6 protein-coding genes are annotated in these 5,763 nt (G+C 53.5%); 4 read left to right on the top strand and 2 right to left on the bottom strand.

What is annotated here, in order from left to right; translation table 11 throughout:
* Positions 1 to 363: 363 nt before the first annotated feature.
* On the bottom strand, positions 364 to 1,119 hold the full coding sequence (locus FJ146_19155) for a hypothetical protein (protein MBM4254090.1): 756 nt from the start codon (positions 1,117 to 1,119) through the stop codon (positions 364 to 366).
* 171 nt (positions 1,120 to 1,290) lie between these two features.
* Between FJ146_19155 and FJ146_19150 the strand changes: the two genes are divergently transcribed.
* Both FJ146_19150 and FJ146_19145 read left to right on the top strand, forming a co-directional pair.
* Positions 1,291 to 1,665 carry a hypothetical protein gene (locus FJ146_19150; protein ID MBM4254089.1) on the top strand — a complete coding sequence of 125 codons (375 nt, stop codon included), beginning with the start codon at positions 1,291 to 1,293 and terminating at the stop codon, positions 1,663 to 1,665.
* A 5-nt stretch (positions 1,666 to 1,670) separates the two neighbouring features.
* Positions 1,671 to 1,922: a hypothetical protein gene (locus FJ146_19145; GenBank protein ID MBM4254088.1), complete on the top strand. Its 252-nt coding sequence runs from the start codon at positions 1,671 to 1,673 to the stop codon at positions 1,920 to 1,922.
* 126 nt (positions 1,923 to 2,048) lie between these two features.
* Here the strand turns inward: FJ146_19145 and FJ146_19140 are convergent, their stop codons facing one another.
* Complete coding sequence (locus FJ146_19140) at positions 2,049 to 4,241, bottom strand: glycoside hydrolase family 92 protein (protein ID MBM4254087.1); 2,193 nt, start codon at positions 4,239 to 4,241, stop codon at positions 2,049 to 2,051.
* A 559-nt stretch (positions 4,242 to 4,800) separates the two neighbouring features.
* On the opposite strand from FJ146_19140, the gene FJ146_19135 reads away from it, so the two are divergent.
* Both FJ146_19135 and FJ146_19130 read left to right on the top strand, forming a co-directional pair.
* The gene (locus FJ146_19135) at positions 4,801 to 5,034 is read left to right on the top strand and encodes a hypothetical protein (GenBank protein MBM4254086.1); all 234 of its coding nucleotides are present in this window, start codon (positions 4,801 to 4,803) and stop codon (positions 5,032 to 5,034) included.
* A gap of 220 nt (positions 5,035 to 5,254) precedes the next feature.
* Positions 5,255 to 5,644 (top strand): hypothetical protein, encoded by a 390-nt coding sequence (locus tag FJ146_19130; GenBank protein ID MBM4254085.1) that lies wholly within the window; start codon positions 5,255 to 5,257, stop codon positions 5,642 to 5,644.
* Positions 5,645 to 5,763 lie beyond the last annotated feature (119 nt).

Genomic DNA, 5,763 nt, shown 5'->3' with positions numbered 1-5,763 from the left:
GGTTTGATCACGAGGTTTGAGGATGGGGAAGGGACATGAGCCGTAGTAGCTTAGATGTCGCCTAGCGACATGTGTACATCATCCCGCCCATGCCGCCCGGTGGACCGTGGGTGAATTGGTTTTGGTACAGAGAAGTATCTGTTTGTATTTACGGGTAGTTAGCAAAGAAATTTGTCACGGACTGAGAGCAGCAAGATAAAGCAGATCCCAGCCGTGACCCAGTAAATCAAGGCATTTCCGCCCTGCAAACAAGCTCAATTTTCTCAACCTGAGCCTTGCCTGTGCGTACAATAATGCCGCCGTGTGCAAAGCTCACATTTGATGCCGCAAACATGGATGCAATGATGGTAATCACAAACACTTTCATTGAGAAACCTCGTCGCTCATAATGGTTCCGCTGATGAGGCCGCAAAAGGCAACTTGCTCGCCTTTGTATCTGCTATTGCTCGCGATCTCGGCCACGTCCATCGCTGCTTGCTTAAGTACCGCTCTCAGGCGTTCGAGTCCAGACTGATTCAGACCCGTCACAACGCTCGACAACAAATGACCTGGCTGTGAACGTCTCGCAACTTCATAAACCTTCGTCATATGAGCGATCTCGTTGAGGATGAACTCAGGATTGCCGCTAGTAGCGAAATCTTTGTCCTTCAGCTCAATCATGGTACCGCGATCCTCGACAACCTCGACTTCATCAAGCTTTTTGATCGCTGACTCGGCTGTCTTCTTACCGAGGATCTCCACCAAGTGATCCCTTTTGACTCCGGCCGGGCGCTCGGCCAAACAGACAGTGAGCCAAACAGCGAAATCCGCGATCATATCCGTCAAATCTTGGCGAGCGCATTGGCGACCCTGAATTTTCTCGTTGAATTCGCGGATAATCCTGCCACCTTCCGGATACCATGCCTCGACCAAGGCAAAAATTGATGATGAGTCAGTTTCACCCATAGCTGTTAGCAAAGCGATCGCATTCTCCAGAGCTACAGTGTTTACCTCACCCTGGATGATGCGTCGGCAAGTGATGTACGAGACACCACTGTCTTTGGCAAGCCTATGCAGCGACCTGTTTTTGCCTGCCTCAATGTAAGCAGACATGCGATGGCCAAGCTCTGGCACAACCATTTCCAGCCTCCTAAACATACATGTTGAACAATCGGTCCTCAAAAGTGCTCGACAAGTAGAACAATCGCCTACACCTGTCAACATAGCACTTTGACGCGCTTTCGCGTTTTGTTACTACGAGTTTACGCGGCGCCGCATGAATGAAAATCTCAGACAAAAAAGGAGATAATTTTGTTTAGGAAATTTTTGCTGTTAAGCACTTTAACTGTTTCCAGCGCTGTTTTTGCATGCCCGGATGACCAATACGAAGCATGCATCGTGCCGCGTCCTTTTGGCGGATGTGCGCAGCACGCGTGTTTACCAAAAATTCACGACCCAGCTAAAGCCATGATTGACGCCATCAACGACAAAGCCTTCGAATTGGCAATCAGCGCCCGCGACAACGAGAAAGTTCAGGATCGCAATGATTGCATCATCATAGTCACTGCTGGACTGGCAACATGGGGCGCTGTACTTGGTGGCCCATGGGGAGCATTAATCGGTGGAGGCGCTGGTGGCGCAGCAGCGAGCCTAGCATGTAGACGTGCATTTCCCTTGGAGGACTGATTCATATGAAAACTTTTATCTTATCCATCGCTGTTGTAGCACTCGCGGCATGCGCAACGGTTTATAAACCTGAAGTTTTCGATAATGGCAGTGGCCTTTATTCCTTGCGCCTACACGTCGGAACTAGGGGTGACAACTTATACGAAGACAACTTTGATAAGAAGGCCCGTGACCTTTGCGGTGGCGACTACACGCTTTTGAAGAAGAAAAAGTGGAACGATGGACAATTAGACTGGGACATCAAATGCAGTAAGTAATGCAGTTTAGTGAAGTTCGCTTGTACGGCATTCCCGTTACTTTATCGCAACTCCTTAGTACATAAAGCAACAAAGCTCCGATGGCGTCTATGCCATCGGAGCTCGTTATCAAGTTCAAACCTAATCTTAGTGATTCATCAAAGGTTCCGCACCGAGCTCAAACTGCATCACGCCGCCTTCGTTCAGCTGATCAGCAGTAGTCCAAGTGGGTGCTTGCGTCTGCCCATTAATGCGAAGCGTTTGGACATAGCGCTGCGGTGCGCCTTGGCCCTTGATCACAAGCTGCTTGCCGTTGCCCAAAGTCACTTTGGCCTCGGCAAACGATGGACTTCCGATCACAAGACCATTGCCGCCCGGAGTTATGGGGTAAAGCCCTAAGGCACTCCAAACGTACCACGATGACGTTGCGCCCAAGTCGTCGTTACCCGGGAGTCCACCGGCGTCAGTGCCAAAGGCCTCGTCCATGATGCGACGCACGACATCCTGCGTACGCCAAGGAGCACCGGCCCAAGCGTATAGCCACGGCGTAGCAAAGTTGGGTTCGTTGCCCATATAGAAGTAAGGATCCGAGAGACCAGCGTTAAGTCTTGAGAACAATTTGTCGAGTCGCGACCGCACGGCCTCAGCACCACCCAGCGTAGAGACGAGGTTGGATGGATCATAGGGTACCATCCACACATACTGCTCAGCGTTACCCTCAACAAAGCCATCAGTGGCCGAAGGACCGAAACCGGTACCTTGCCAGGTGCCATCGGCCTTGCGCGGGCGTAGCAAATTCGTGCTAGCGTCGTACTGACGCGTCCACAGCATAGCCTGGTTCATGAAGCGATCGGAGGTCTTGTCGTCGCCGATCGCTTTGGCGAAAAGTGCAACGGCGTAGTCAGCGTTTTGGTACTCGAGAGTCGTCGATACCGAGCCCCAAATATTCTCTGCCCCGTAGGGGATGTAGCCATACTCGAGATAGTCCTTGAGCCCAGGGCGGATCACAACACCGTTGCAAGCTGTGCCAGGCTCTGTGCCAGTGCGCACCATATGCGCGAGAGCTTTGGACGTATCAAACTCCTTGCCGCCAAAGGCGTAAATATTGGCGACGATCAACGCCCCCGGATCGCCGACCATAACGCCAGTCTCACCGTTGGCCTGCGACCACTTCGGCAGTGCACCACACTCATCGGCGGCAGCCACCAAGGACTGAGCCATGTCGCTAGCCTCTTTCGGGAGCAGCCAGGCCAAAAGCTGCACTTGCGAGCGATAAATATCCCATCCCGAGTAGTTAGCGTACTGAGTATAGCCGCTAGCTTTGTGGATTTGATCATCAAAGCCGCGGTAGTCGCCGTTAATGTCGCTATATACGTTGGGGTGGAGAAAGCTGTGATAAAGCGCGGTGTAGAACTTGGTCAGCTGCGCTTTATTGTCGCCGCTCATCTCGACGCGGCTGAGATACTTGTCCCAAGTCGCCTCAGCCTCACCACGCACTTTGTCAAAGTCGTGTGTAGGATTTTCTGCGGCGAGGTTGTCGCGAGCATTGCCGATGCTGACATAGGAAAGGCCGATGCGCATCTCTACTGCCTGATCTCCTTGGTCGGCAAAGGTAAGCAGTGCGCCACGGCTGGACGTGGTCGAAAGAGCGAAGGGCTGACTAAACTCAGCAGTGAAGTAAAGCGTGTACTTGTTGTTGGTATTGCAGAAGTTGCCGCTCGCAACATAACCCTCTAGTGTGCGAGGACCAACTGCATTGACGGCGGCATCACGCACGCCGGCAGCTGAACGCCAGATATCAATCAGTAGGTTATTGGCAGTGGATCCAGTCGGGAAGGTGAAGCGTGCCGCACCGGTACGCGTCGTCGCCGTCAGCTCTGAGCGTACGCCATTATCCAAAGTGACACGATAATAGCCAGCGTGAGCCGTTTCGTTGGCATGCGAAAAGCCGACCTTGAACTCGGAGTTGCCAACCCCGACCGTCGGCGTCATGGGCAAGTCGGCGAAGTTGCGACAGCCAGCGCCACTGAAGTGAGTTAAGCTAAAGCCCGTGATCTCGTGATCGTTGTAGCCATAGCCCGAAGGCTCGCCGGCCGGTGTGTCCGGACTAAACTGGACCATGCCAAAGGGAACAGTAGCGCCAGGAAACACGCTGCCACCAGTACCGCCGGGGACAGGATTGGGAGCATTGCTTGGCCCCGTACCAATGAATGGATCCACATAACTCGCGAGATGATGGGAGTCGGCAGCAAAGGCGCAAGAGCCGAGCTGTGCGGCTCCCATCGCAGCGACTAGGCCAGCAGTCGCCAAACCTAGTTTATTGGGGGATTTGTACATCATGCGTCACATCCTCATGGTTCTGAGACAAGTGAAATCCAGCTGAGGCGCAGAGCACCCCACGCAGGACATTCTTTAGTCTCTAATGCGGAAAAGTGACGTTACACTACCAAATTTAAGATTTGGCGCCACCGAAACGTGTCACTTTGGCGGAGCTGAACCCTGACTTGCGACTCAGCAGGCTGCGGTCCACGTGCAGTCTTCTTTCACGTGTCAAATGCTCGTGCCCGCACGCGGTTGATCTCACTGCAACTTTGTCAAGTTGAGTGGTCGTTGCCGCGGAGCGTCATAGTGATCAGAGTCGCTGCGTCGGCGCAGCAGATGAGAGGCTCTTACTTTGGGCGCTTACGAACTAGTCACGATCTCATACACATGACCAAACACGCTGCGCCGGCGCAGCGATGCCAGGCCTGGCGATGGTCGCTGACATAACTAAAAAGCCGATGTCGGTGGCTGGCGTGAATCCAAACTGTTTCTGTCTCGCGTAACTCCTTCTGGCGAGCTGCTCGACAAAGAAGAGGTTTGCGAAGTTAGGAACATACTTACCAAAAACCAGATTGCGATGCTGGAACGTGCACGGGAGGTGCTCGCAGCAGCAGGCACCGTACCAAACGATGCCGCCATCGTCACAAAAGCTCTAGATGACTCACTCATAAAACGCGACCCCATGCGCAAGGCCGAGCGCGCTGCCTCGGCGCAGCGGCGAAGGGAAAGTGCAAGTGCCGCTGCCGAAAAATGTGGCACGTCAGCAGGGTGGTATCAGGACCGGGTGCAGCGTGAGACTGAGGAGCCCTAAGAACTCTCGGGGTGGTTCGATAGGGTTACGATTGCAGGTAGTTATAGTGGTTTCAATCAGCACCTGCTATCGCTGCCGCAATATGAGGAAAGTTACCCCTCAATTGTTAACGAACCCGCGGCAGGATCTGTGCCAATATTTATCCCCGTCAAAAACGGCGTCTAACCTCCCTCGCGGATGCCTGTCATACCCCTGTAACTACAGGGGATTCTTGCTCGGCATGAGACGTCGCAAAAATCACCTCATGTTAAGCTCAGATCATGCCGACCCTGCATTTGGGTATCTAGGCTTAAAGCTTGGGAACACGGAGCTTCACGTGAGCGGTCGGGGACTTAGCACCAAAGTCGCGGTTGCAGCGCAGCTTATCCTGTGCTCTGGGGCCGCGCTTGTCCTGACGCCTCATGCACTGGCACAGGATGCAGCGACTTATCCCTACTCCTACTCCGGACGACTAGCAGATGCATCAGGAGCACCGCAGTCTGGCCAAGTCGATGTCATGGCTTCGTTTTGGTCAGCAGATGTTGGCGGGACGCGCGTAGGACAGAATTTTGACTTCGCGGCGGTTAATCTCTCGCAAGGAGTCTTCACACTTAACTTCGCACGATGGTAGGACAATCAACCCCCATTGCCCCAGCACCCGGGTTTGCTTCCCGGGCCAACCTGTCCTCCTCCGCAACCCACTCTCTGCCTAAATGGCAGGATTTCTCTGTACCAGGCGCCTTTGTGGCC

Source organism: Deltaproteobacteria bacterium (assembly GCA_016874735.1).
In the GTDB taxonomy this organism is placed as follows: domain Bacteria; phylum Bdellovibrionota_B; class Oligoflexia; order Oligoflexales; family CAIYRB01; genus CAIYRB01.
This window is presented reverse-complemented; position numbering and strand designations above follow the sequence as displayed.